At 63.2% G+C, this 24939-nt stretch carries 22 protein-coding genes; 16 read left to right on the top strand and 6 right to left on the bottom strand.

What is annotated here, in order from left to right:
• Positions 1-75: 75 nt before the first annotated feature.
• A complete protein-coding gene (gene fumC / locus AQ12_RS11010) occupies positions 76-1455 on the top strand; it encodes a class II fumarate hydratase (RefSeq protein WP_048439940.1) in 1380 nt (459 codons plus the stop codon).
• Positions 1456-1457: 2 nt separating this feature from the next.
• A complete protein-coding gene (locus tag AQ12_RS11005; RefSeq protein ID WP_048439939.1) occupies positions 1458-2342 on the top strand; it encodes a hypothetical protein in 885 nt (294 codons plus the stop codon).
• Between the two features lies 1 nt (position 2343).
• On the opposite strand, the gene AQ12_RS11000 is transcribed toward AQ12_RS11005, so the two are convergent.
• A complete protein-coding gene (locus AQ12_RS11000) occupies positions 2344-3429 on the bottom strand; it encodes an FAD-dependent oxidoreductase (protein WP_193387970.1) in 1086 nt (361 codons plus the stop codon).
• 21 nt (positions 3430-3450) lie between these two features.
• Complete coding sequence (locus tag AQ12_RS10995) at positions 3451-4056, bottom strand: TIGR00645 family protein (RefSeq protein ID WP_048439937.1); 606 nt, start codon at positions 4054-4056, stop codon at positions 3451-3453.
• Positions 4057-4265: 209 nt separating this feature from the next.
• Between AQ12_RS10995 and acs the strand changes: the two genes are divergently transcribed.
• A complete protein-coding gene (gene acs / locus AQ12_RS10990) occupies positions 4266-6251 on the top strand; it encodes an acetate--CoA ligase (protein ID WP_048439936.1) in 1986 nt (661 codons plus the stop codon).
• Between the two features lie 207 nt (positions 6252-6458).
• Here the strand turns inward: acs and AQ12_RS10985 are convergent, their stop codons facing one another.
• Positions 6459-6770 carry a c-type cytochrome gene (locus AQ12_RS10985; protein ID WP_048439935.1) on the bottom strand — a complete coding sequence of 104 codons (312 nt, stop codon included), beginning with the start codon at positions 6768-6770 and terminating at the stop codon, positions 6459-6461.
• A gap of 96 nt (positions 6771-6866) precedes the next feature.
• Here AQ12_RS10985 and AQ12_RS10980 point away from each other — a divergent pair, with 96 nt between their 5' ends.
• From AQ12_RS10980 to AQ12_RS22100, 4 genes are all read left to right on the top strand, one after another.
• Positions 6867-7109, top strand: coding sequence for a TIGR04438 family Trp-rich protein (locus tag AQ12_RS10980; RefSeq protein WP_048440024.1), 243 nt, complete (start codon positions 6867-6869; stop codon positions 7107-7109).
• 125 nt (positions 7110-7234) lie between these two features.
• The gene (locus tag AQ12_RS10975) at positions 7235-8347 is read left to right on the top strand and encodes a transporter (RefSeq protein ID WP_048439934.1); all 1113 of its coding nucleotides are present in this window, start codon (positions 7235-7237) and stop codon (positions 8345-8347) included.
• A gap of 14 nt (positions 8348-8361) precedes the next feature.
• Positions 8362-8964: a response regulator gene (locus AQ12_RS10970; RefSeq protein ID WP_053076681.1), complete on the top strand. Its 603-nt coding sequence runs from the start codon at positions 8362-8364 to the stop codon at positions 8962-8964.
• Positions 8961-11600, top strand: coding sequence for a 7TM diverse intracellular signaling domain-containing protein (locus tag AQ12_RS22100; protein ID WP_161799017.1), 2640 nt, complete (start codon positions 8961-8963; stop codon positions 11598-11600). The genes AQ12_RS10970 and AQ12_RS22100 overlap by 4 nt, the downstream gene beginning before the upstream one ends.
• Here the strand turns inward: AQ12_RS22100 and ilvD are convergent.
• The gene (gene ilvD / locus AQ12_RS10960) at positions 11594-13288 is read right to left on the bottom strand and encodes a dihydroxy-acid dehydratase (RefSeq protein ID WP_048439933.1); all 1695 of its coding nucleotides are present in this window, start codon (positions 13286-13288) and stop codon (positions 11594-11596) included. The two genes, AQ12_RS22100 and ilvD, sit on opposite strands and share 7 nt — an antisense overlap.
• A gap of 71 nt (positions 13289-13359) precedes the next feature.
• Between ilvD and AQ12_RS10955 the strand changes: the two genes are divergently transcribed.
• The 8 genes from AQ12_RS10955 (at position 13360) to AQ12_RS10920 (ending at position 21708) form a co-directional block, all read left to right on the top strand.
• Positions 13360-14304 (top strand): LysR family transcriptional regulator, encoded by a 945-nt coding sequence (locus AQ12_RS10955; RefSeq protein ID WP_048439932.1) that lies wholly within the window; start codon positions 13360-13362, stop codon positions 14302-14304.
• Positions 14305-14340: 36 nt separating this feature from the next.
• On the top strand, positions 14341-15168 hold the full coding sequence (gene lgt, locus AQ12_RS10950; RefSeq protein ID WP_048439931.1) for a prolipoprotein diacylglyceryl transferase: 828 nt from the start codon (positions 14341-14343) through the stop codon (positions 15166-15168).
• Positions 15169-15431: 263 nt separating this feature from the next.
• Complete coding sequence (locus tag AQ12_RS10945; protein ID WP_048439930.1) at positions 15432-16100, top strand: GntR family transcriptional regulator; 669 nt, start codon at positions 15432-15434, stop codon at positions 16098-16100.
• A complete protein-coding gene (locus tag AQ12_RS10940; RefSeq protein ID WP_048439929.1) occupies positions 16097-17401 on the top strand; it encodes a malonyl-CoA decarboxylase domain-containing protein in 1305 nt (434 codons plus the stop codon). The genes AQ12_RS10945 and AQ12_RS10940 overlap by 4 nt, the downstream gene beginning before the upstream one ends.
• 52 nt (positions 17402-17453) lie before the next feature.
• Entirely contained in the window at positions 17454-18437 is a 984-nt protein-coding gene (locus AQ12_RS10935) for a tripartite tricarboxylate transporter substrate binding protein (RefSeq protein ID WP_048439928.1), read from the top strand.
• Positions 18438-19964 carry a malonyl-CoA synthase gene (locus tag AQ12_RS10930; RefSeq protein ID WP_048439927.1) on the top strand — a complete coding sequence of 509 codons (1527 nt, stop codon included), beginning with the start codon at positions 18438-18440 and terminating at the stop codon, positions 19962-19964.
• Positions 19965-20062: 98 nt separating this feature from the next.
• Positions 20063-20440, top strand: a complete 378-nt coding sequence (locus AQ12_RS10925; RefSeq protein WP_048439926.1) for a helix-turn-helix domain-containing protein — start codon at positions 20063-20065, stop codon at positions 20438-20440.
• On the top strand, positions 20437-21708 hold the full coding sequence (locus tag AQ12_RS10920; RefSeq protein WP_048439925.1) for a type II toxin-antitoxin system HipA family toxin: 1272 nt from the start codon (positions 20437-20439) through the stop codon (positions 21706-21708). Before AQ12_RS10925 ends, AQ12_RS10920 begins: the two co-directional genes overlap by 4 nt.
• Positions 21709-21729: 21 nt before the next feature.
• Here the strand turns inward: AQ12_RS10920 and AQ12_RS10915 are convergent, their stop codons facing one another.
• Positions 21730-22452 (bottom strand): ribonuclease activity regulator RraA, encoded by a 723-nt coding sequence (locus tag AQ12_RS10915; RefSeq protein ID WP_048439924.1) that lies wholly within the window; start codon positions 22450-22452, stop codon positions 21730-21732.
• Between the two features lie 164 nt (positions 22453-22616).
• Here AQ12_RS10915 and AQ12_RS10910 point away from each other — a divergent pair, with 164 nt between their 5' ends.
• Positions 22617-23432 (top strand): beta/gamma crystallin-related protein, encoded by an 816-nt coding sequence (locus AQ12_RS10910; protein ID WP_048439923.1) that lies wholly within the window; start codon positions 22617-22619, stop codon positions 23430-23432.
• 32 nt (positions 23433-23464) lie between these two features.
• Here the strand turns inward: AQ12_RS10910 and AQ12_RS10905 are convergent, their stop codons facing one another.
• Positions 23465-24814, bottom strand: a complete 1350-nt coding sequence (locus tag AQ12_RS10905) for a protein kinase (protein WP_048439922.1) — start codon at positions 24812-24814, stop codon at positions 23465-23467.
• Positions 24815-24939 lie beyond the last annotated feature (125 nt).

Genomic DNA, 24939 nt, shown 5'->3' with positions numbered 1-24939 from the left:
CCTGTGCGCAAATCATGGAGGAACCCACCATGGGGAAGGGCCGGAAGGCACCAGAAAAATGTTACTTTCGCGGGCATGAACACCCGCATCGAGAAAGACACCTTCGGCCCCATCGAAGTGCCGGCACACCGGCTGTGGGGCGCGCAGACGCAGCGCTCGCTGCGCAACTTCGCCATCTCCAGCGAGCGGCAACCGCCTGAGCTGGTCCGTGCGCTGGTGCAGGTCAAGCGATCGGCAGCCGTGGTCAATCACCTGCTGGGACTGCTTGCGCAAGACAAGGCATCGGCCATCATCGCTGCCGCCGACGAAGTGCTCGCGGGACAGCATGACGACGAGTTTCCGCTGGTCGTGTGGCAGACCGGATCGGGCACGCAGACCAACATGAACGTCAACGAGGTGCTGGCCAATCGGGCGAGCGAATTGCTCGGCGGCGTGCGGGGCGAAGCGCGCAAGGTCCACCCCAACGACGACGTCAACATGAGCCAGTCGTCCAACGATGTGTTTCCGACGGCGATGCATGTGGCCGCGGTGGACGCGATCCGCAATCGCGTGCTGCCGTCGCTCATGAAACTTCGTTCCACGCTCGCCGCCAAGTCGCAGGCGTTCAGGGACATCGTGAAGATCGGCCGCACGCACCTGCAGGATGCAACGCCACTCACATTGGGGCAGGAGTTCTCGGGCTACGTCGCGCAGCTGGAGCAGGCCGACAGGCACCTGCATGCAAGCCTCGCGCACCTGTGCGAACTGGCCCTGGGCGGCACCGCAGTGGGCACCGGGCTCAATGCGCCGCAAGGCTATGCGCAGCAGGTCGCCGCCGAGATCGCGCGCCTGACGGGCCTGCCGTTTGTGACCGCACCCAACAAGTTTGAAGCGATGGCAGCGGCCGATGCGCTGGTGCATGCACACGGCGCGCTCAAGACACTCGCAGCCAGCCTGATGAAGATCGCCAACGACGTCCGCTGGCTGGCGAGCGGCCCGCGCAGCGGCATCGGTGAGTTGAGCATCCCGGAGAACGAGCCCGGCTCGTCGATCATGCCGGGCAAGGTCAACCCGACGCAAAGCGAAGCCCTCACCATGCTGTGCTGCCAGGTGTTCGGCAACGACGTCGCCATCAATTTCGGCGGCGCGTCGGGCAACTTCGAGCTCAACGTGTTCAGGCCGATGATCGCGCACAACTTCCTGCAAAGCGCGCGCCTGCTTGCCGACGGCATGGCCAGCTTCAATGACAACTGCGCCGTGGGCATAGAGCCCAATCGCGAGCGGATCGGCGAATTGGTCGACCGCTCGCTCATGCTGGTCACCGCGCTCAATCCGCACATCGGCTACGACAAGGCCGCGCAGATAGCCAAGAAGGCGCACAAGGAAGGCACCAGCCTGCGCGAGGCGGCCATCGCATCGGGCCATGTGTCGGCCGAGCAGTTCGATCAATGGGTTCGGCCCGAAAGGATGGTCTAGCGATGGTCAACTCAATCGCGGTCGGATTTCTCACCCACCAGTTCAGCGAGTCGATATCCCGGCGGTTTGCGCGACTGCATGCGCAGCTGGCGGGCTACGCCGATTGTTTTGTGCGGCTGCAGGATGACGGCGGGCCTGTCATCGCGGCATGGAAAGACTTTCTCGGTGAGAAGGGGCTGTCCCATGCGTTGGCCCCCTTCACGCCTGCGGACCTTCCGGTGCAGTTGGGTTACCCGTTTTATGGCGACCGCCAGATCCTGGGCAACACACATTTTCCGATGCTTGCCTTCGCGCGCAACGCGCAGAGCTACCGGTGGTTCTGGCAGATCGAGTCCGATGTGGAATACCGCGGCAACTGGCGCGATTTTCTCCAGGCGTTTGAGGCAAGCGATGCGCCGTTTCTGGCGTCGCATATTCACAAGTTCGATGATTGGCCCACATGGACCTGGTGGTCGACCCTGGCCGCACCTGGCGCAATGAAGCCGGACGCAGACAAGCTGCTGAAGGCGTTCATGCCGGTCTTTCGCATGTCGCGCGAAGCCGTGGCCGCAACCCACAACGCGCATCGCGAGGGCTGGTCGGGGCACTTCGAAGTGTCGGTGCCGACCGCGCTGGCGCATGCAGGATTGAAGGTTGAAAGCCTGCGCAACGTCACCCGCTGCTATGTCGGCGGAAGCCAGAATCCGCAACGCATCATCCCGTTGCAGTCGACGATGCGGTGGCGCCCCCCGATCACTGCCAAGGAGTTCGCGACCCGCGACAAGGGACCGCTTTTGTTTCACCCGGTCAAGCGCAACTGGGCATTCGATGGCGAGAAGCTTGTTCGCTGGGCTGATCCTCCAGAAGATCCGGATGCGCCTGTCGAAGACCAGAAGATGGGCGGTTGAACTACGCCGCCAGCAGCCGCCGCACGTGCAACATCGCGCGGGCGATCGCCTGGTCCATGTCGTAGTAGCGGTAGTCGCCCAGGCGGCCGCACACCAGCAGGCCCGGAATTGATTCCGCGCGAGTCCGGTAGGCCTCGTGCAGCGCGGCGTTGCGGTCATCGGGCACCGGGTATTCGAAGGCACCCGGGTCCTGCGGCGAGTGTGGAAACTCGCGCGTGAGCACCGTGCCGACGACACCTGCGCATTCTTCACGCGACATCATGTGCTTCCATTCCAGCGTGCGGATGTGCGCGCCATTGGCGGGGTCGGGGTTGTTCACCTGTCCGCATGGAAGTGCCTGATCGATATCGCGCAACCAGGTGTGCTCGCGGTGCTGGCCGCGCCAGCCCAGGCGACCGAGGTCGAAGCCGAAGTATTCGTCGATGGGTCCGGTGAAGATCAGCGCGCGCGCTGCGTCAAACGCGTCACGCTGAAGCAGGTAGTCGCAGTCGAGAACCAGCGGGATTCCCGCGAGCAGGCTGTCCATGAACGCCGCGTAGCCAGCCTCGGGCAGACCCTGATGGCGGTGCGTCGAAAAGCGCGAGTCGTCGTCAGCGCGAACATCAAATCGCTTCGCCAGTGCAGGCGACAGCGAGGTGGCGCTCATGCCCCATTGCTTTTCGGTGTAGCCCTTGACGAAGTCCTCGTACACCGCGCGCGGCATCATCGAAAGGCAGGCCTCTTCGAAGTTGCGCGGCGTGCCGATGAATGCGGGCTGCCAGTCCTGGCCTATCGTCTCGCGTATGTAGCGTGCATTGATGGGCCAGTGTTCGTACTGGCCACGCACCAGGGTTTGCACCTGCGCCTCGCAGCGCCGAAACCGCGCGAAGCGGTTGACGAAGGCCCACATCGAGTCGTCGTTGGTGCGAAAGTAATGCGGGCCGTAGGTGTGGATGCGCACGCCGCTCTCGTGCACATGATCGTGCACGTTGCCGCCTGCGTGCGCGCGCCGGTCGAGCACCAGCACATCGCGTCCTGCATCGGTGAGCAGTCGCGCGATGGTGGCGCCCGTCAGGCCTGCGCCAACCACGATGTAGTCAGCGCGCACAGGCAACGCCCCGCCAGCGCTCTAGTGCTTGCGCTCGGCAATACCCGACATCACCTTGTCGGTGTAGGCAATCGCAAGCGCGGACAGCAGGAAGGTGATGTGAATCACGGTCTGCGCGATCAGTACCCGGTCGGAGTAGTTGTCGGCATTGATGAAGGTCTTGAGCAGGTGGATCGACGAGATGCCGATGATGGCCGTGGCGAGCTTGACCTTGAGCACCGATGCGTTCACATGGCTTAGCCACTCGGGCTGGTCGGGATGGCCCTGCAGGCCCATGCGGCTCACGAAGGTTTCGTAGCCGCCCACGATCACCATGATCAGCAGGTTGGAGATCATGACCACGTCGATCAGCGCGAGCACCACCAGCATGATGATGGTTTCGTTCAGCGACACGACGGGCGTGGTGACCTTGTAGCCGATGCTGGAGATGAGTTGCTGCAACGCGGCCTGGCTGCCGGCTGCGGCTTCGATCAGGTGCCACAGTTCCAGCAGGAAGTGCACGACATAGACGGCTTGCGCCGCGATCAGGCCGAGGTACAGCGGCAGCTGCAGCCACCGGCTCATGAAAATCAGGTTGGGAAGAGGGCGCAAGGGAGAGGTTGTTTTCAGGAGTGGATCGGGTTTCATGGAGCGGGCCAGGTGAGAGGCGTGGGCAGTGCAAAGAGAGGGTTAGTACCGGCTGGCGGATCATTGTAGGGTCCGCGCATGACAGCCCTGCGGGGTATAAATTGGAAGGCGACCGGGGGGCGGGGCGCGTCGGTGCGCCGTGTCAGTACGCTGTAAGTGCTAACCCTGACATTACGGCCAAATTAGTTCAATCCTGCGGAGACAAATCCATGAGCAACATCGAGTCGGTCCTGGTCGAAAATCGCGTGTTCCCGCCGTCCGAGGCGGCCATGAAAGGCGCGCGCATCTCCGGCATGGACGCCTACAACGCGCTGTGCGCAGAAGCCGAGAAAGACTTCGAGGGTTTCTGGGCACGCCTGGCACGCGAGAACGTCGTGTGGAACAAGCCGTTCACCCAGACGCTCGATGAATCGAACGCACCGTTCTACCAGTGGTTTGCCGACGGCGAACTCAACGCATCGGCCAACTGCCTGGACAAGCACATCGGCACACCGGTCGAGAACAAGACAGCGATCATCTTCGAGGCCGATGACGGCGCGGTGACCAAGGTCACCTACAAGGAATTGCTCGCACGGGTCTCGCAGTTTGCCAATGCGCTCAAGGCGCAGGGCATCAGGAAGGGCGACCGCGTCATCGTGTACATGCCGATGACGATCGAAGGCGTGGTGGTCATGCAGGCCTGCGCGCGAATCGGCGCAACGCACAGCGTGGTGTTCGGCGGCTTCTCGGCCAAGGCGCTGAATGAACGCATCATCGACGCGGGCGCAGTTGCCGTCATCACGTCCAACTTCCAGATGCGTGGCGGCAAGGAGCTGCCGCTCAAATCCATCGTCGACGAAGGCATCGCCATGGGCGGATGCGACACGCTCAAAAGCGTGCTGGTCTTCATGCGCACGCCGACCGCGTGCAACATGGTCGCGGGGCGCGACAAGACGTTCACCGAAGTGCTGCAGGGTCAGAGCACCGAGTGCAAGCCCGAGCCTGTGGGTGCCGAGCATCCGCTGTTCATCCTCTACACATCGGGCTCAACCGGCAAGCCCAAGGGCGTGCAGCATTCCACCGGCGGTTACCTGCTGTGGGCCAAGCTCACGATGGACTGGACCTTCGACATCCGGCCCAGCGATGTGTTCTGGTGCACTGCCGACATCGGCTGGATCACGGGTCACACGTATGTCGCCTACGGGCCGCTTGCAGCAGGCGCGACGCAGGTGATCTTTGAAGGCATCCCGACGTTCCCGAATGCCGGCCGCTTCTGGCAGATGATCGAGAAGCACAAGGTCACGATTTTCTACACCGCGCCGACAGCGATCCGTTCGCTGATCAAGGCATCGGAAGGCGATGAGAAAGTGCATCCCGCGCGCTCTGACCTGAGCAGCCTGCGCATCCTGGGCTCGGTCGGCGAGCCGATCAATCCTGAAGCCTGGATGTGGTACCACCGCCATGTGGGCGGCGAGCGCTGCCCCATCGTCGATACCTTCTGGCAGACCGAAACCGGCGGCCACATGATCACGCCGCTGCCGGGTGCGACACCGCTGGTGCCGGGCTCCTGCACGCTGCCGCTGCCGGGCATCATGGCCGCGATCGTCGACGAGACGGGCAAGGATATTCCCAATGGCGCAGGCGGCATGCTGGTGGTCAAGCGTCCGTGGCCTTCGATGATCCGCACGATCTGGAATGACCCGGAGCGTTTCAAGAAGAGCTATTTCCCCGAAGAGATGGGCGGCACGCTCTACCTCGCGGGCGACGGCGCGGTGCGCAATGCCGACAACGCGTATTTCCGCATCACCGGGCGCATCGACGATGTGCTGAACGTGTCGGGGCACCGCCTGGGCACGATGGAGATTGAATCGGCGCTGGTGTCCAAGACCGACCTGGTGGCAGAGGCGGCCGTGGTGGGCCGCCCCGATGACCTGACGGGCGAGGCGATCTGCGCCTTTGTTGTGCTCAAGCGCTCCCGCCCCACGGGAGAAGAGGCCAAGCAGATCGCGAACGAGCTGCGCAACTGGGTCGCCAAGGAGATCGGGCCGATCGCCAAGCCCAAGGACATCCGCTTTGGCGACAACCTGCCCAAGACCCGCAGCGGCAAGATCATGCGGCGCCTGCTGCGCTCGATTGCCAAGGGCGAGGCGATCACCCAGGACACGAGCACGCTGGAAAACCCGGCGATTCTGGATCAGTTGGCCGAGAAGCTCTGAGTTGGCCGCGAAGGCCGTTGAAGTCATGGATTGCGGATCGAGTCCGCAATGACAGCCTCTCCCCGGTTGTCATGCCGGGCTTGACCCGGCATCCACCGCGAAGCGGCTGCGGCCGTTGAAAGACATGGATGGCGGATCAGGTCCGCAATGACGGCCAGAAAGCAAAAACCCGCTGAAAAGCGGGTTTTTTATTGGCAGAAGCGCGACTTACTTCAGCGTCAGAACCCAGGCTGCGAGCTTCTTGCCTTCAGCTTCGCTCACCTGCGTATTTGCCGGCATGGGCACCGCGCCCCACGCACCCGAGCCGCCCTTGACGATCTTCACGGCGAGCTTGTCGACGGCGTCTTTCTGGCCGGCGTACTTGGTGGCAACGTCCTTGTATGACGGGCCGACGAGCTTCTTGTCGACGGCATGGCAGGCCATGCAATTCTTGGCGGTTGCCAGGGCCTGGTCGGCGAAGACCGGCATGGAAGCGGCTGCAGCAGAGACGGCAACCAGTGCAAACAGGGCACGTTTCATTCTTGAATCCTGGGATGGGAGTTGGGGTACATTGTTCCAACGTGATTGTAGTGATTGCGGTTGACGCGTGCGGCGGCAACCGCGCAAGGAAATGTGATGCTGTTTCTCGGCCTTGGAATTCTGTTGCTCGCGATGAAGTACCTTGAAATCGGCCCTGTCGCCGGTTTGGACTGGATGTGGGTGCTCTCGCCGTTCGCGCTCGCGGTGGCGTGGTGGGCCTGGGCCGACTGGTCAGGCTACACCAAGAAAAAAGCAGTACAGCGCGAAGACGAAAAGAAACAAAATCGCATCGACAAGAACAAGGCATCCCTGGGGATCAAACCGCGTAACAAGCGGTAGAGGTGGCGCGGGCCACTGAGCCTGCGCGCTAAACAGTTGCCATCAGCCGGCGTCCTGAGCATCATGGAGTGGCGCAACAAAATGACAGGGAATATGGAGTTGCACTTCCGAGGGGGGCTGAGTGCATGGGATATTTTTCGTCGTGGAGGCCGATCTCCACCTGTGGCCTTGCTGTTGTATTTGCCCAGGCGGCATTTGCGGCTGACGGATTCAAGCTGAGATATCCACTGGCCGGCTCATTGGGCGCAGAGTTGCTCGCGCCAGCGGACCGGTCCGGATGGTTCGGCAACATCGGCGTCACGCATGTCACCGCAGGCAAACTGACCGACGACACGGGGGAAAGGCGCCAACAGGGCGTGTCGGGGCCGTTCGTGGCTCCGATCGCCGGACAAACCCGTACGGCCAGCTTCACTGGGGTTGTCGATGTGGACGCCCGGCAAGAGCAGTCGCGCGTCAACCTGGTTCTCGGCTATCGCACCGGGCCCGCCCTTGCAGGAGGAAGATGGGCATTTGCGGTGAGCCTGCCGTACACGCTTAACCTGGACCGCACGCTGGCGCTCACCGGCAGCACGCCCACGCTCACCAGCTTGCAGCCTGCGGTGCCTGCGGCTGCTGCGCAGCAGGCCCAGGCCGGAGCACAGGCGAGCTTTGACACGGCCTTCCAGGCTGACCTCGCCACGCGGTCTGCCCGAGGCACGTTCGAAGGCAAGCACGGTCTGGGCGACATGGATGTCGCGCTGTTCTGGCAAAAGCAGATCCAAGAAGTCAAGGTGGCCGTTGGCGCGTCGCTGGGCATCCCCACCGGAGAGCATGACCCTGCCGCACCTGCCAACATCGGCTTCGGCCGGTACGTGACCCTGCGCCCTTCGGTACTCCTGGCGTACAGCCCGAACGATGTCCTGACGGTGGGTTCGCGCCTGACCGTCGGGTTGAATTCGCGCAACACCGACAGCGACATCCGAAGCGGCAATTTTGTAGCGATCGAGGCGGGCGCCGCGCTACGCACTTCGTTCGGAGCCGTCGGGAGCCAGCTGGTCCGGGTGCAGCAGTTTCAGGACGATTCGGGTGGCATTTACGGGGCGAACCGTTTTCGCTCCACGGGTATCGGCGTCTTCTACACCGTGCCGGTGCGCGCGCTCGATCTGGCGCTGACCCTGCAGTACATGAAGATGTTGGAAACCCGCAACGCACAGACTGGCGCGTTCTACCAGATGCGCCTGTCAAAGCAATTTCACTAGCGACGGGGTAGCAGATGGCATTGGATCGCATTGGAAAAATCCTGGTGATCGATGACGACGCTTCGTTGCATGGCGATTTCATGAGCGTGCTGGGGGCCAGCGCAGGCGAGAGCGCTGCGAATTCCCTGAGCGAGCTTGAAGCACGCATGTTCGGCAGCGCGAACATGCCGGTGCGGCAGTCGTTCGACCTTGCTTTCGCCTCCCAGGGGCAGGAGGGGGTTGAGCTGGCTCGGGCCGCCCATCAGGCCGGATCGCCTTTCATGCTGGCATTTGTCGATATGCGAATGCCTCCCGGCTGGGATGGGCTGCGAACCATCCAGGAACTGTGGGCAGCAGACCCGCATGTCCAGGTGGTGATCTGCACTGCGCATGGCGACTATTCGTGGGAGTCGGCTCTGCACAAGCTCGATGGGTCCGAGCGTCTCCTGGTGATCAAGAAGCCGTTCGATCCGGTTGAAGTCTGGCAAGCGGCACGAATGTTCTGCGCGAAGTGGAAACTCTCCCGCGACGCAGAATCAAGATTCGCCAATCTGGAGCGGACGCTGGCTGAATGCGCCGGCTTGCTCTCGTCTGCAGGTTTGTCGCAGCCGGGCCGCGCAAGGCAGGATCGCGCGTGAGGCAGGCCGCAACTTTCTGGTTGCGCGCGTTGGCTGTGGTCCTGGGCCTGTGGTGCACGCAGTCCGCCTTCGCACGAATGAATGACGCCGACGTGCGACAGGTAACGAAAGATACCCGCACACTGTCGCTCACGCAGTCGATCACTTACCTGGAGGACCCGTCCGGCCGCCTGACTGCAGCCGAGGTTGCGGCTCTGGTGCAGCAAGGACGTGTCAAACGTTTGACCTCCGATTCCTCCATGTCGCGTCTTGTGTCCAAGGATGCGATCTGGTTGTCACTTGAATTTGCGGTGGCCGATTCGGCGCCTGGAGAGTGGATGCTGGTCCTTGGAATGCCTGTGCCCGACAGGGCGCAGGCATTCGTGCTTTCGGGCAATGGCCAGTGGCAGGCCTCGCCCGAGGCGGGCGCTGCACTGCCTTTTTCCGCGCGGGCGATTTCGAGCGCCAACCTTGCCTTCCCGGTGCACTTGTCGCCCGGGCGCACCACCTCTGTGCTCCTGAAGATGCAGGACTCGCGAACGCGCCGGTTTCAGGTCGCGCTCTGGCAACCTGACGCGATGCATGCCGCGCACCAGCGCGCACTGGGGCTGTTTGCACTCTACTTCGGACTCCTGGGCGGGATGGTCCTTTACAACCTGCTGCTGTACGTCGTGGTGCGCGATGTGGGCTACCTCATGTACGTCGCTTTTGCAGTTTGCAACGGCATTGGGGTGGCCGGCAATTCCGGACTGGGTTTTCAATTTCTCTGGGGTGACTCGCCCTGGTTGAACCACCGGGCGACCGTTTTCGGCTACGCCAGTGCAGTCGTCTTTTCTGCGTTGCTAACCCGGCAATTCATGTCCACGCGGCAGCGGCTGCCGCGCGCGGACAAGGCCTTGCTCGTAGTCGCTCTCGTCGGCATGCTGGTGACAATCGCATCGCTGGTTTTCTCCGAGCACCTTTTGACAGTGACCGTGCTGATGGTCACTCTAAGCCTGGCCGGTGGCTTTGTTGTCGCGGGCGTCCTGGTCACCGCGGTGTTGCGCCGATGGGCGGGCGTCCGGTATTTCCTGGCGGCCTGGGTCGCTCATTACCTGACCATCACGCTCGGCGGCTTCAGCTACTTTCGGCTGCTGCCTGATGGAATCCGGCCTCCCGAGGTCATCGCATTGGGTGCGGCGATCGAGATGATCCTGCTGTCGCTCGCGTTGGCTGACCGGATCAATGAACAGCGGCGGCAAAAGGAGAAAGCGCAGGCGCAGACGCTGGCGATCCTGCACACCTCGCAGGCTCTCAGCTCCGAGACGCGGCTGGACCGGCTCCACGAGAGGTTGTGCAAGGTGATGGCCGAACTCACCGGGGCGACCGGCGTCACGTTCCTGCTGCGCGATGCGGACGCCAATGGCTGGTTCATGTACGGCGCCGGTGATAAAGGCCTTCGTATGCCGGTCGAGGAGGCGATCAACTCCGGACTGCTCTGCGGGCCTGCCTTTTCGCATGTCGATTCCACGCGCGCGCCGCTGGTCGTGGACGATGTCGTGCGCGACGAAAGATTCAGGTCGGACATGGTCTTCCGGGACGCGTCGCGATGCTCGCTTCTTGCGATGCCGATCATCAGCCACGGCGAGGTCATCGGAATGCTTTTGCTGGAAAACCGGCTCGAACGCGGCGCTTTCACGGAGACGGTGCTCGGCGCGGTCGAGGCGGTAGCTGGACCGCTGGCGGTTTCTCTTCAAAACGTCGTGCTGTACGAACACATGGAGCAACGCGTTGCGAGCCAGACGCAGGAGTTGCGCACGACCCAGCGGGAGCTGGTCGCCGCTGCGCGCCGTTCAGGAATGGCCGAGATTGCCACCAACGTCCTGCACAACGTCGGCAACACGCTCAACACGGTCAACGTCTCGGCGCAGCTCATGGGCCAGTCGCTTGCCGCGTCGAGGCTTGGGGGCCTGCAGCGTGTGGTCGAACTGATGGAGTCTCATCGTGATGACCTGGGCACCTACCTGCTCCATGACCCGAGGGGCTCGATGCTGCCGGCTTACATGAAGGAGCTGTCGGTCGTGCTGCACAACGAACAAACCGAGCTGATGGCGCATTTGAATAGCCTTGTCACCAGCATCGACCACATCAAGAAGATCGTGGCCACCCAGCAGTCGTATGCAGGGCCGTCGGTGCTGGCGGAGGTGTTGTCGCCCCGTGCGCTGTTCGAGGACGCATTGCGTATCGCGAGCGATGGCTTCCAGGCGCATCAGGTCAATGTCGTCAAGCACTGGGCCGACATCCCTCAGGTCATACTCGACAAGACACGTGTCCTGCAGATCCTGGTCAACCTCATGAGCAATGCGATTCATGCCATGGAGGATCAGGTCAGGCAGGAGCGGACCCTGCGGCTACACATGGAGGCGGTGGGCGACCGCCTCCGATTCCAGGTGTCGGACACGGGGTGCGGCATCCCTTCCGCCAATCTGGCGCGCGTGTTCTCCTACGGGTTCACCACGCGAGAGTCAGGCCATGGTTTCGGTCTGCACAGCTGCGCCCTGGCAGCAAATGAAATGGCCGGCAGTCTCCGTGTGCACAGTGATGGCGTGGGCCGGGGAGCCACCTTCACGCTGGAGCTGCCCCTGGTTCTGGCCCACGCTCTGGAAGAAGCTCAGTAGTTGTCCAGCACAGCGCCCTTGCTTGCGCTGCTCGCGTTGAACGCGAACTTGGCCTGCACACCACGCGTGTAACGCGGCTCGGGTGCCTTCCACGCGGCACGGCGCTTTTCAATTTCAGCTTCGGGAACGTTGAGTTCCAGCTTCAGGTCGTGCGCGTCGATCGTGATCGAGTCCCCTTCATGGACGAAGGCAATCGTGCCACCCGCCGCCGCCTCGGGCGCCACGTGACCCACCACCATCCCCCAGGTACCACCTGAAAAACGGCCGTCGGTGATCAGGCCCACGCTTTCGCCCAGGCCTGCGCCGATGAGCGCACCGGTGGGCGCCAGCATTTCCGGCATGCCCGGGCCGCCCTTGGGGCCCAGGTAGCGCAGCACCATCACATCGCCCGCCTTGATCTTGCCGTCCAGGATGGCCTTCAAGGCCGACTGCTCGTCGTCGAACACGCGTGCAGGGCCGGTGATCACCGGGTTCTTCAGGCCGGTGATCTTGGCGACCGCGCCTTCGGGCGACAGGTTGCCCTTGAGGATGGCCAGGTGACCCTGCTCGTACATCGGATTGCTGATCGGGCGGATCACGTCCTGGTCGGCGCGTGGCTCATCGGGAATGTCCCTCAGCACTTGCTCGATGGTCTCGCCAGTGATGGTGATGCAGTCGCCGTGCAGCAAACCGGCCTTGAGCAAGACCTTCATCACTTGTGGAATGCCGCCCGCCTGGTGCAGGTCGACGGCCAGGTACTTGCCCGACGGCTTCAGGTCGCACAGCACCGGCGTCTTCTGGCGAATGCGCTCGAAGTCGTCGATGGTCCACTCGACGCCTGCCGTATGCGCAATCGCCAGGAAGTGCAGCACGGCGTTGGTGGAGCCACCGGTTGCCATGATGACGGCCACAGCGTTCTCGATCGCCTTTTTTGTGACGATGTCGCGCGGCTTGATGTCCTTCTTGATCGCCTCGATCAGCACCTTGGCCGATTCCTTTGCCGAATTCATCTTCTCGTCGTGCGGGTTCGCCATGGTGGACGAGTAGGGCAGCGAAATGCCCAGCGCCTCGAATGCGCTGGACATGGTGTTGGCCGTGTACATGCCGCCGCACGATCCCGTGCCCGGAATCGCGCGCATCTCGATTTCGCGCAGGTCCTCATCGCTCAGGTTGCCCGCAGCGTTCTGGCCCACGGCTTCAAACACGCTCACGATGTTCAGGTCCTGGCCCTTCCAGCGGCCCGGCAGGATGGTGCCGCCGTAAACATAGATGGCGGGAACGTTGGCACGCAGGATGCCCATCAGGCCGCCCGGCATGTTCTTGTCGCAACCACCGACCACCAGCACGCCGTCCATCCACTGGCCCTGCACGCAGGTTTCGATGCAGTCCGAAATGACTTCGCGGCTCACCAGCGAATATTTCATGCCCTCGGTGCCCATCGCCATGCCGTCCGAAATGGTGGGCGTGCCGAAGACCTGGGCGTTGCCACCGGCTTCCTCGATGCCGGCGATGGCAGCATCGGCCAGCTTCTGCAGGCCGCTGTTGCACGGCGTGATCGTGCTGTGCCCGTTGGCGACGCCGACCATGGGCTTTTTGAAGTCGGACTCCTCGTAACCCATGGCGTAGTACATGGAACGGTTGGGGGCACGCGACTTGCCCTCGGTGATGGTGGCGCTGCGCGAATTGATGGGGATGATTTTCTTGTCCATGGCGGCGATTGTGCTCCTGCACACTGATTCTTTCCAATCCGATTTTGTGGGGCGATTAATATGCAGGGCATATGAGAAACACCACCGGCGACCATCCCATCGAGCTGCGGCTGTGGCGTCAGTTCATTGCGGTCGCCGACGAACTTCACTTCGGCCGCGCTGCCATGCGCCTGCACATGACGCAGCCCCCACTCACGCAGGCGATTGCCAACCTGGAGCAGCAGCTGGGCGTGCGCCTGTTCGACCGCACCAAGCGCAGCGTGCAACTCACCCCGGCGGGCGCGGCCCTCTTGCCCGACACGCGCGACCTGCTCGCGCGTGCCCATGCACTGCCGGGTCAGGCGCGAGCGGCAGCCCAGGGCGAGGTGGGGCGCTTGCGGCTGGCGTTTGTGTCCACAGCCGGGTTCAGTCTCTTGCCGCAGTGGGTGCAGGCATTTCGGTCCCAGTACCCGCAGGTCGAATTTGAACTGGTGGAGGCAACCGGCGATGTGCAACTGCGGCTGCTGGAGCGCGGTGAGATCGATGCGGGCTTCATGCTGCATTCGCCTGGCTTTGCGCCCGCCGACCTGCAACACCTGCGCATCACGCGCGAAGCGCTGGTGACGGCTTTGCCGGCAGGGCATCGGCTGGCCACTGCGCGCACCTTGTCGCTTGCTGCAGTGCTGGCCGAGCCGCTGGTGATCTTTCCGCGCCGCATCGTGCCTTCGCTGCACGACGCGATTTTCGGGATGTATCACGCCGCAGGGCGCACACCGCAGGTCGCGCAAGAGGCCATACAGATGCAGACGATCGTGAACCTGGTGTCCGCCGGGCTGGGCATCGCCTGGGTGCCCGACAGCGTGCGCCAGTTCCAGCGGCCCGGCGTCGTCTATCGGCAACCGGCAGGCAAGCAGGCGCTGCAAGTGCCGTCATGCGAAACCACGCTGGTCTGGGATACCCAGTCCACGCGGCCGACGCTGGAGCGTTTCATTGAATTCGCGCGCAGGCAGGCGAGGGTGGCGGCGCCGCGTGGTTGAGCAAGCGTCAGGCGGGCTTGCTTCACAATACGGCGCATGGTTCTCACCTTCCCCAAGATCGACCCCGTTGCCCTGCAGATCGGCCCGCTGGCTGTCCACTGGTACGGCCTGACATACCTCGCCGCATTTGGCCTGTTCATGCTGCTGGCCATGCTTCGCTTGCGCCATGAGCCGTTTGCATCGGTCCGCCCGCCCATGTCGTGGGGCCGCAAGGACATCGAGGACATCCTGTTTCTCGGCGTGCTGGGCGTGGTGCTCGGCGGCCGCATCGGTTACTGCCTGTTCTACAAGCCCGAGTACTACCTTGCGCATCCGCTGGAGGTGTTCTACATCTGGCAGGGCGGCATGAGTTTCCACGGCGGCATGCTGGGCGTGATCGCGGCGCAGTGGTGGTATGCCCGCACGCGGGGCCGGCCGTTCTGGCAGGTGATGGATTTTGTGGCGCCGTGTGTGCCAACGGGGCTGGCAGCAGGTCGTGTCGGCAACTTCATCAACGGCGAACTCTGGGGCCGCGCCGCCGACCCGTCGCTGCCGTGGGCGATGATCTTTCCGCACAGCGGTTCGATGGTGCCGCGCCATCCGTCGCAGGTGTATCAGTTCCTGATGGAAGGTGTGCTGCTCTTCATCATCTTGTGGGTGTACGCCCGCAAGGAGCGCAAGCCCGCGCAGGTGTCCGCCGTGTTCCTGATCGGCTACGGCGTGTTCCGGTTCATTGCAGAGTATTTCCGCGAGCCCGACAGCCATCTGGGTCTGCTGTCGATGGGCCTGAGCATGGGGCAGTGGTTGTGCGTGCCGATGGTGCTGGCGGGGATTGGATTGTGGTTCTGGGGTGGCGCGCGTCAGACCTCGTCATCGCGGACCTGAAAGAAGGTTGTCATGCCGGACCTGACCCGGCATCCACCGCGTAGCGGCTGCGGCTGCTGAAAAACATGGATTGCGGATCGAGTCCGCAATGACAGCCTGCCCCCCGTTGTCATGCCGGACCTGATCCGGCATCCACCGCGCAGCGGCGACTGCGCTTGATCACAGATGGATTGCGGATCGAGTCCGCAATGACGGCCTACTCAGCTATTGCGCCTACGCGTTAACCCTCTACATAATTACGCATAATTATAGAAAATTACGGCATGCGCCTGGTTCACAACTCCCTGCACGATGAAGTCGCGGCGCAGTTGCGCGAGCGGATCTTCGCCGGTGAGTTGATGCCAGGCACGTTCCTGGACGAGGTGAAGCTCGCAGAGCTTCTGCAAATCTCGCGCACGCCGCTTCGCGAAGCACTCAAGGTGCTGACCGCCGAGGGCCTGGTCAGGCACGAGCCGCGCCGCGGATCATTCGTCTATGAGGTCACAGAAAAAGACCTCGACGAGATATTTCCGGTGATCGCGCTGCTGGAAGGCCGTTGCGCACACGAGGCCGCTGCCCACGCAACCGATGAAGACATCGCGCTCTTGCAGGACATGCACGACAAGCTGCAAAAGCACGCCAGGGCCAAGCGAATCAATGACTATTACGCGGTGAATTTCGCGATTCACGAGGCGATCATCCAGCTGGCGGACAACCACTGGCTCGCCATCGTCATCGCCGACCTGCGCAAGATCCTCAAGCTGGCGCGGCTGCAGCAACTGCATGCACCCGGCCGCCTCGACCAGAGCCTGTCCGAGCATCTCGCCGTGTTTGCTGCCCTCAAGGCGCGAGACCCTGCCGGCGCCGAAGCGGCGATGCGCACCCACCTCACGCGCCAGCGCGAAGCACTGCGCGCGCTCAGCCGTAACCACCGCACCGGGCTCTCCAGATGATTTCAACCGACTGGCTTGTTTCTCCCCGCACCAATCCGCGTTCGACGCGCGAGCGCCTGCAGGCTACCTTGCGCCGCAGCAAGGAGGCCTTGTCGCCACGCGTGTTGCGCCGCGTGCTGGGCGAGCTGCAGGCCATCGTCGATCCGAACGTGAGCGAAGTGGAGGGCGGGCGCCGCGCCAAGGCAGTCGCCGACTGGTACCGCACGACCGAGCCGGAGCAGCGTCACGACATCTGGCTGCTGATGAGCGAGCAGTTCACCGCAGACCCCGAGCGCGTGAAGGCGGCGCAAGCGAAGTACGCCGCTGCCGTCGGCACCCCCGATGAAGCCGCCGCCGAAGTGCTCTACCGCCGCGCCACTGTCTCGCCGCGCCGGCGCCTGTTGCAGCGGTTCAGCGCCGACCCGGCTGGCATCCGTTTCCTGGTCGACATGCGCGCCGAAATGCAGCCTTTCCTGAAGTCGGACAAGCGCCTGGCTGCGCTCGATGTCGAGATGGAATACATGTTCTCGACCTGGTTCGATGTGGGCTTTCTCGACTTGCGCCGCATCAGCTGGGATTCGCCTGCGTCCCTGATCGAAAAGCTCATCAAGTACGAGGCCGTGCACGACATCCGAGGCTGGGCCGATGTGAAGAACCGGCTCGACAGCGACCGGCGTTGCTATGGCTTTTTCCACCCGCGCCTGGAAGGTGAGCCGCTCATCTTTGTCGAAGTGGCGCTGGTCGATGACATCGCAGGCTCCATCACGCCCTTGCTCGATGAAGATGCCGCTCCCAGCGACCTGAAAAAAGCCACCACCGCCATCTTCTATTCGATCAGCAACACGCAGGCCGGCCTGCGCGGCGTGAGCTTTGGCGATTCGCTCATCAAGCGGGTGGTGGAAACACTCAAGGAAGAGTTCCCCAAGCTCAAAACCTTTGCAACGCTGTCGCCGATCCCGGGCCTTCGCAGCTGGATGGCGAAGAACGCGCCTGCCGAGCTGATCCAGGCGATTGAAGACCCCCAATCCCTGCCGCCTCAGTCGCCGCATCGCAAAGCCCTGCTCGGCTGGGCCGCGCAGTACCTGGGCAAGGAAACAAAAGATGGCAAACCGCTGGATGCCGTCGCGCGTTTTCACCTGGGCAATGGCGCGAGGGTCGAGCGGATCAACTGGCTGGGCGACCCTTCAACCAAGGGCATCAAGCAGTCTTACGGCCTCATGGTGAACTATTTGTACGACCTCAAGCGCCTGGACAAGCACCGCACCCTGCTGGCTCAGGGACAAATCCCGATTTCTGGAGCGATCGAAGACCTGTACCTTTAGGCATCGCTCATGCAAGCGTGAAGTAAATCCATCCAACAGGAGACAAACACAAATGAACAACTTCAACCGCCGTGACGTCCTGCGCGCCGCAGCAGCAGCCGGTGCGACATCGCTCGCGCCTTTCGCCCATGCGCAGGCATGGCCGGCCAAGCCGGTGATGATGGTCGTGCCGTTTCCTGCCGGTGGCGGAACCGATGCGTTCGCCCGCCCGCTGGCAGCGCAGTTCGCCAAGCAGACCGGCAAGCAGCTGGTCATCGACAACAAGGGTGGTGCAGGCGGCACGCTCGGCGCGGGCATCGCTTCGCGCGCGGCGCCGGACGGCTACAACATCTTCATGGGCGCGGTGCACCACACGATTGCGCCTTCGATGTATCCCAAGCTCGACTACGACCTGGAGCGGGACCTGATCCCTCTCACGCTGGTTGCCAGCGTGCCGCAGGTGGTTGTCGTCAATCCGGCCAAGATGCCGATGAAGGACTTCAAGTCGTTCCTGGCCGAGCTGCGCAAAAGCCCCGGCAAGTACAACTACGGCTCGGCCGGCACCGGCACCTCGCATCACCTGGCGGGCGAGCTGTTCAAGCAGCAGAGCAAGACCTTCATCACGCACATTCCGTACACCGGCGCAGGTCCTGCGCTGCGCGACCTGGTGGGCGGACAGGTGGACATGATGTTCGACGGCCTGGGTTCGTCATCGGCGCACATCAAGGGCGGACGTATCCGCGCCCTCATGGTGTCGGGCAACAAGCGCAACGCTGCGTTCCCTGATGTTCCGTCGGCCGCCGAAATGGGAATGCCCGACTACACCGTCACGACCTGGTACGGCCTCTGGGCGCCCAAGGGCACACCGGTGGACATGCAAAACCACATCGTCGATGAAGTGCGCAAGGCGCTGCAGTCCGATGAACTCAAGGCGATCTGGGCCAGCAACGGCGCGGAGTTCCCGAACATGACGCCGCCGCAGTTCGGCTCGTTCGTGAGCGCCGAGGTCAAGCGCTGGGCAACCGTGGTCAAGGCCTCTGGCGCGAAACTGGACTGAATGAAAAACGGCAACCTGTTCGCTGCGCTGCGCGCGGCGTTTCCCGACGACCTGGACGCGGCAGCGGTCGAGACCGACAACGGCCTGACCTATTCCTGGCGCGACCTGGACCGCGCGACCGCCATGATGGCCAACCTGCTGCAATCGCTGCGCCTGCCCAAGGGCGCGCGCATTGCAGTCCAGGTCGAGAAATCGGTCGAGGCTATGATGCTGTACCTGGCGACCTTGCGCGCGGGGTATGTGTTCCTGCCGCTCAACACCGCCTACCAGAGCGCGGAGATCGAGTACTTCATCGGCAACGCCGAGCCCTCGGTGGTGGTGTGCAGCAGCAAGAATTTCGGGTGGGTCAGCAAGCTCGCGTTCAAGGCGGGCACCGCCCACGTCTTCACGCTGGACGATGACCGCACGGGGTCGCTGCTTCAACGTGCGGCGCATCAGCGCGACACACACACGATCGCGCAAGCGAATGCCGATGACCTCGCGGCCATCCTCTACACCAGCGGCACCACCGGACGCAGCAAGGGCGCGATGCTCACGCACGGCAACCTGCTGTCCAATGCGCTGGTGCTCAAGGACTACTGGGGCTGGAAGCCGGGCGATGTGCTGATTCACGCACTGCCGATCTTTCATGTGCACGGCCTGTTCGTGGCATTGCATGGCGCGCTGATCAACGGCAGCAAGATGATCTGGATGTCGAAGTTCGATCCTCGCCTGGCCGTTGCAAAGATGAAGGAGGCGACTGTGTTCATGGGCGTGCCCACGCTGTATGTGCGCATGCTCGCCGAACCGTCGCTCGACCGTGATGCAGTGCGCAACATGCGCCTGTTCATCTCGGGTTCCGCGCCGCTGCTCATCGAGACTTTCAACGACTGGAAAGAGCGCACCGGCCAGACGATCCTGGAGCGTTACGGCATGAGCGAGACCATCATGCTCACGTCCAACCCGTATGAATCAGCAGACGGTGAGCGTCGTGGCGGCACCGTGGGCTTCCCGCTGCCGGGCGTCGGCGTGCGAGTCATGGGTGACAACGGACAACAACTGCCTGCGGGCCAAATCGGCGGCATCGAAGTCAACGGCCCCAACGTCTTCAAGGGCTACTGGCAGATGCCGGAAAAGACAAAGGAAGAGTTCACGGCAGACGGCTGGTTCAGGACCGGCGACGTCGGCAAGATCGACGAGCGCGGCTATGTGACCATCGTCGGCCGCAGCAAGGACCTGATCATCAGCGGCGGCTACAACGTGTACCCGGCAGAGATCGAGGGCTACATCAATGACCTGCCCGGCGTTGCCGAAAGCGCCCTGATTGGTGTGCCGCATCCGGACTTCGGTGAGGTGGGCGTGGCAGTCGTCATCGCGAAACCCGGCGCGAAGCTGGACGCCGAGCAGATCGTGGCAAAACTCAAGTCGCAGCTGGCGAACTTCAAGATTCCCAAGCGCTGTTTCGTGGTGGACCAGCTGCCGCGCAACACCATGGGCAAGGTGCAGAAGAACCTGCTGCGCGAGCAGCACAAGGGGTTGTTTGGCTGAGGCCGTTGCTGAGCTGCCGGCGCTGCCCACGAGTTGCCACGCCGGCCATATGTTCTCTATTATGGACAAAGATTGGTCTAAATGTCCATAATAGAGAAATGCCGCGCAAGCCTCCTATTGTTTTTCCGCAGGAACAGAGGCTGCTTTCCCAGTTGGGAGAGCGGCTGAAACTCGCGCGGCTGCGCAGGAAGCTGAGCAACGCAGTCGTGGCGCAGCGGGCGGGAATCTCAAGAACGTCCCTCTACAAGGTGGAAGCAGGCGACGCCGGCGCAACTCTGGGGATGTATCTGCGAGTGCTGGCCGTCCTCGGCCTGGAGGCTGACATCAATGGGCTGGCCGCCGACGACAAGGTCGGCCGCAAACTGCAGGACCTGGCACTTGAAGCGCCAACGACGGCACCCCGCCGCCGGCGCATTACCGGCGATGTGGCCATAGCTCCTGCAGACGCTGACAAAGGCACCGGGAGCACGTCATGAGCGGCCACGACAACGTTCTGGAGGTCTGGCTCGACTGTGACCTGGGGCCAAAGTGCATGGTAGGCACTCTGGCGCATGACCGTGGGCAGATCCGATTTCGCTACGAGCGTGAGTGGCTGCGCGACGCACGCGCATTCGCGCTTGACCCGGACCTGTCGTTGGACGAGTCGCCGTTCTTTCCCAAGCCCGAACTGGGTAACTTCGGCATCTTCCTGGACTCGTCACCGGACAGATGGGGTCAGACGTTGATGAAGCGTCGGGAGGCCCTGCAAGCGAAAGACGAGAAACGCACTCCCAGGACGCTCTACGCATGGGACTTCCTCGTCGGCGTGCAGGACTTCACCCGGCAGGGTGGACTGCGCTTTCGACCTGTCGGCACCGAGGAGTTCCTGGGCAACGAGAAGATGGCAGCGCCGCCCATCACCAGCCTGCGCGAGCTGGAGGCGGTCGCCTACCAGCTAAGCAGCCGCCGAATCGACGACCTCGACGCGCTGAGGAAGTGGCTCACGGTCCTGGTTGCCCCTGGCGCGTCCCTGGGTGGCGCACGGCCGAAAGCCAACTTCACGCAGGCGGATGGCTCCCTGTGGATTGGCAAATTCCCGGCACGAGATGACGACCGGGACATGGGTGCCTGGGAGCACGTTGTGCACGGCTTGGCACTGAAGGCAGGAGTGGATGTTCCAGCTGCGAGGGTCGTGCGGCTGAACAACGAGTTCCACACATTCTGCGTGCAACGCTTTGACCGCGTGAACGGCGGGCGACGCTTTTATGCCTCCGCGATGACCCTGCTTCGCAAGGAACAGAGCGAGGGCACGAGCTACCTTGAGCTCGCCCAGTTCCTGCGCGCCAAGGGCGACGGTGCCCACGCGAATGCGGACCTGGAGCAGTTGTTCCGCCGGGTCGCGTTCAATGTGGCGGTTGGAAATCGCGACGACCATCTGCGCAACCACGGGTTCGTGCTGGGCGCAACCGGCTGGCGCCTGGCACCAGCATTCGACGTCAACCCGAACATCGACAAGGCAGAACACGTCCTCAACATCGACGACGCCGACAACCGCCCCAGCTTCGCCACCGTCCTGACCACCGCGGCTTTCTATGGCCTGAGCGAAGAACGCGCAAGACAGATTGTCGAGGAGGTCGCTGCTGCGGTTGATGGGTGGGAAGACGCAGCCAGGCAAGCCGGCATTGGACGCGCCGACGTGCAACTCACCGCCGGGGCGTTCTCCGCTCACGCGGAGTTTCGGTCTGCAGCCACGTTGGGAAGCTAGAGCCGGTCTCGCGACTGCGGCTCACCGCTTGTCTGCGGCCCAATCCTCATACCGCTTCTTGTTCTCCGCATTCGGCGGATAAAGCCCCGGCAACTGCGCTCCGGCCATCACCTCGGACATGATCCAGCCCTCCAGCCGCTCCTGCTCCACGCCCGACTCGATCACCTCATCGAGCAGCGCTGCCGGAATCAACACCGCACCGTCCTGATCGACCACCACCACGTCGTTCGGGAACACGGCCACGCCGCCGCAGTCGATCGGCTCCTGCCAGCCCACGAACGTCAGGCCGTTGACCGATGCCGGTGCCGCCGTGCCCTGGCACCACACGGGCAGGCCTGTGCCGAGCACGCCTTCGACATCGCGCACGACGCCATCGGTGACCAGCGCTGCGACCCCGCGCTTTTGCATACGCGCGCAGAGAATGTCGCCGAAGATGCCTGCATCGGTCACGCGCATCGCGCCCACGACCGCAATGCAACCGGCGGGCATGGCTTCGATCGCTGCGCGCGTCGAGATCGGCGAGCCCCACGATGCGGGCGTTGCCAGGTCTTCGCGCGCCGGCACGAACCGCAAGGTGAAGGCGCGTCCCGCGACACGCGGCAGGCCCGGCGCGAGAGGTCGAGTGCCCCGCAGCCAGACGTTGCGCAGGCCCTTCTTGAGCAGCACGGTCGTGAGGGTTGCGGTCGTGATGCCTTCCAGCGTGCGCCGGGTCTGCTCATCCAGGGCAAGGGATTCCACGGTCATTGTTTGCTCCACGTTTGAATAGAACTGCGATGGTACGCACAACCTGCTCACATCTCTTTACGAGCCGTATGCAAAAACGTGGTCGGCGCGGGGCTTGCCCCATCCGTTGTGGGTACACGCATCTGCCAAACTGGCGGCTCGTAAAACCACAACAGGAGCGACACATGAAAAGAACTCTTCAATACGCGATGGCCATCGGCGCGCTCACGCTGGCCGGTCATGCCGCCGCGCAGATCACGTTCTACGAGGGCCGCGAATTCCGCGGACGTGCTTTCACCGCCAGCAACGAAGTGCAAAACTTCGACCGCACCGGCATGAACGACAAGATCTCGTCCATCGTCGTCGATCGCGGCCGCTGGGAAGTGTGCGAAGACTCGCGTTTCCGTGGCCGCTGCGTCGTGCTGCGCCGTGGCAACTATGCGTCGCTGGAAGAATTCGGCATGAACAACCGCATCTCGTCGGTGCGCCCGGTCGAGGGTGGCCGCCGCTACCAGAACGAGATCGCCGAACCCATCGCCGTGGCGCCGGTCTATGAGTACCGCCGCCGCGCCGACGAGCGCGTGTATGAAGTGCCGGTCACTTCGGTTCGCGCCGTGGTCGGCCCGCCGAACCAGCGCTGCTGGGTCGAGCGCCAGGCGGTTGCCGAGCCATCGCGCGGTGAGCCCAACGTGGGTGGCGCGGTCGCAGGTGCGCTCATCGGCGGCATCCTGGGTCACCAGATCGGTGGCGGCTCCGGCAAGGACGCAGCGACTGCGGCTGGCGTGATCGGTGGCGCAGCGATTGGTGCGAACCAGGGTCGCGGCCCCGGCGGCACCACCATCGTCGAGCGCGACGTGCAGCGTTGCCAGACCACCACGAACGATCGCGTCGAGTACTACGACGTGACCTACAACTACCGTGGCGCCGAGCACCGTGTGCAGATGAGCGCGCCTCCCGGCCGCACCCTCATCGTCAACGAGCGCGGCGAGCCGCGCCAGTAAACAGCATCAACACCGGCCTGATGCGAGAGCCCTCAGGCCGGGCGGTTGAGATTGCCGTGGGCAGTCTGGGTTTGTCCTGCAAGGATGTCCCAGTTGCCCACTTTTTCGTTGGTCTTGATCAGGCGCGACACCAGCAGCTGGATGAACGCCTTGTCAAACGAGGTCTGCAGACCTTCCGAGGCCTGCCTGAGCGCCGCGTTCTGGATCTCCAGCACCAGCACCTCCGACTCTGCCAGCGCCGTGGCTGTACGCGCCGGACGGTCCGCCTGCAGGTAGCACATCTCCCCCAGCGTCACACCCGGTCCCAGCACCGTGATGGTGAAGTTGTTGTGGCGGATCGCAACAAACCCTTCGAGCAGGATGCAAAACGATTTGCCTTCGGCGCCTTCCTGCATCAGCACATCGCCCTTGGCGTGGGTGTGCAGTGTGCCCAGGCGCAAGGATTCCCAGAGCATCGCGTCGTGAAAGCCCGCGAAAAACGGCAGGGCGCGCATCTGCGAGAAGCGCTCTGCATCCCTGTCTCTGGCACGGCGTTCGGGCAGCGCCTTGCTGACCGACACCAGCGCATCGGCAAAATCCTGCCACTGCGCATAGCGGTCAGCTTGCGCCTTCGATAACGCCTTCATTACCACCTCGTCGAGCGCGGGCGGCAGGTCCGGCCGCAGCACGCGCGGAGGCGGCGGCATTTCGGTGTTGACCTTGTAGAGCGTCGTGAAATCGTTTTCGCCCTCGAACGGGTTGCGCCCGGTGAGCAGTTCATAGATGACGATGCCCAGCGAGAACATGTCGCTCTGGTGGGTGCAGACCTGTTCGCGCACCTGTTCGGGGGACATGTACGACGGCGAGCCGACCAGGCCGGTGAGCTGCGTCACTTCACTGCGAAGCGACAGCGCCGTGCCGAAATCGGTCACTTTCACTGCGCCGTTTTCCTGCAGGATCAGGTTGGCAGGCTTGATGTCGCGGTGCACCAGGCCTTTTTGCTGGGCATGCTCCAGCGCGCTGCAGCACTTGAACGCGATCTCGATTACCTGCGACACCGGCAGCAGCTTGTCGGGCTTGGCAAAGTCGGTCAGCGGCGCGCCGTCGATGTATTCGAGCACCAGGTAGGGCGGGCTCGCGTCCTCATCCACGTCGAACAGGCGAACGACGTGTGGATGGTTCAGCTGACCGGCCATCTGCGCTTCATTGCGCAGGCGCCGGCGGTAGCGTTGTGCCTGGAACGGATCTTCGAGCAGGTGCGCGTGGATCTGCTTGATGGCCACGGGTCGCTGGTTGAAGCGATCGAAACCGAGGTAGACGGTGCTGCTTGCGCCCCTGCCGACCTCGCGCTCGACGGTGTACTTTCCGATATACGCCGGCGTAGCGTTGAGCTGGGTAACCATGAACGGACGTTACTTGGAAACGCCGCCAATATCAATTGGCTTCTACCGGCGCGTCCACTGGCGCGGCCACTGGCGCGTTAAAGCAGCCATGCGCGCAGTGGAAAAAAGCTGACATGCGGGTACGG

Source organism: Caenimonas sp. SL110 (genome assembly GCF_001044395.1).
Classification (GTDB): domain Bacteria; phylum Pseudomonadota; class Gammaproteobacteria; order Burkholderiales; family Burkholderiaceae_C; genus Ramlibacter.
This window is presented reverse-complemented; position numbering and strand designations above follow the sequence as displayed.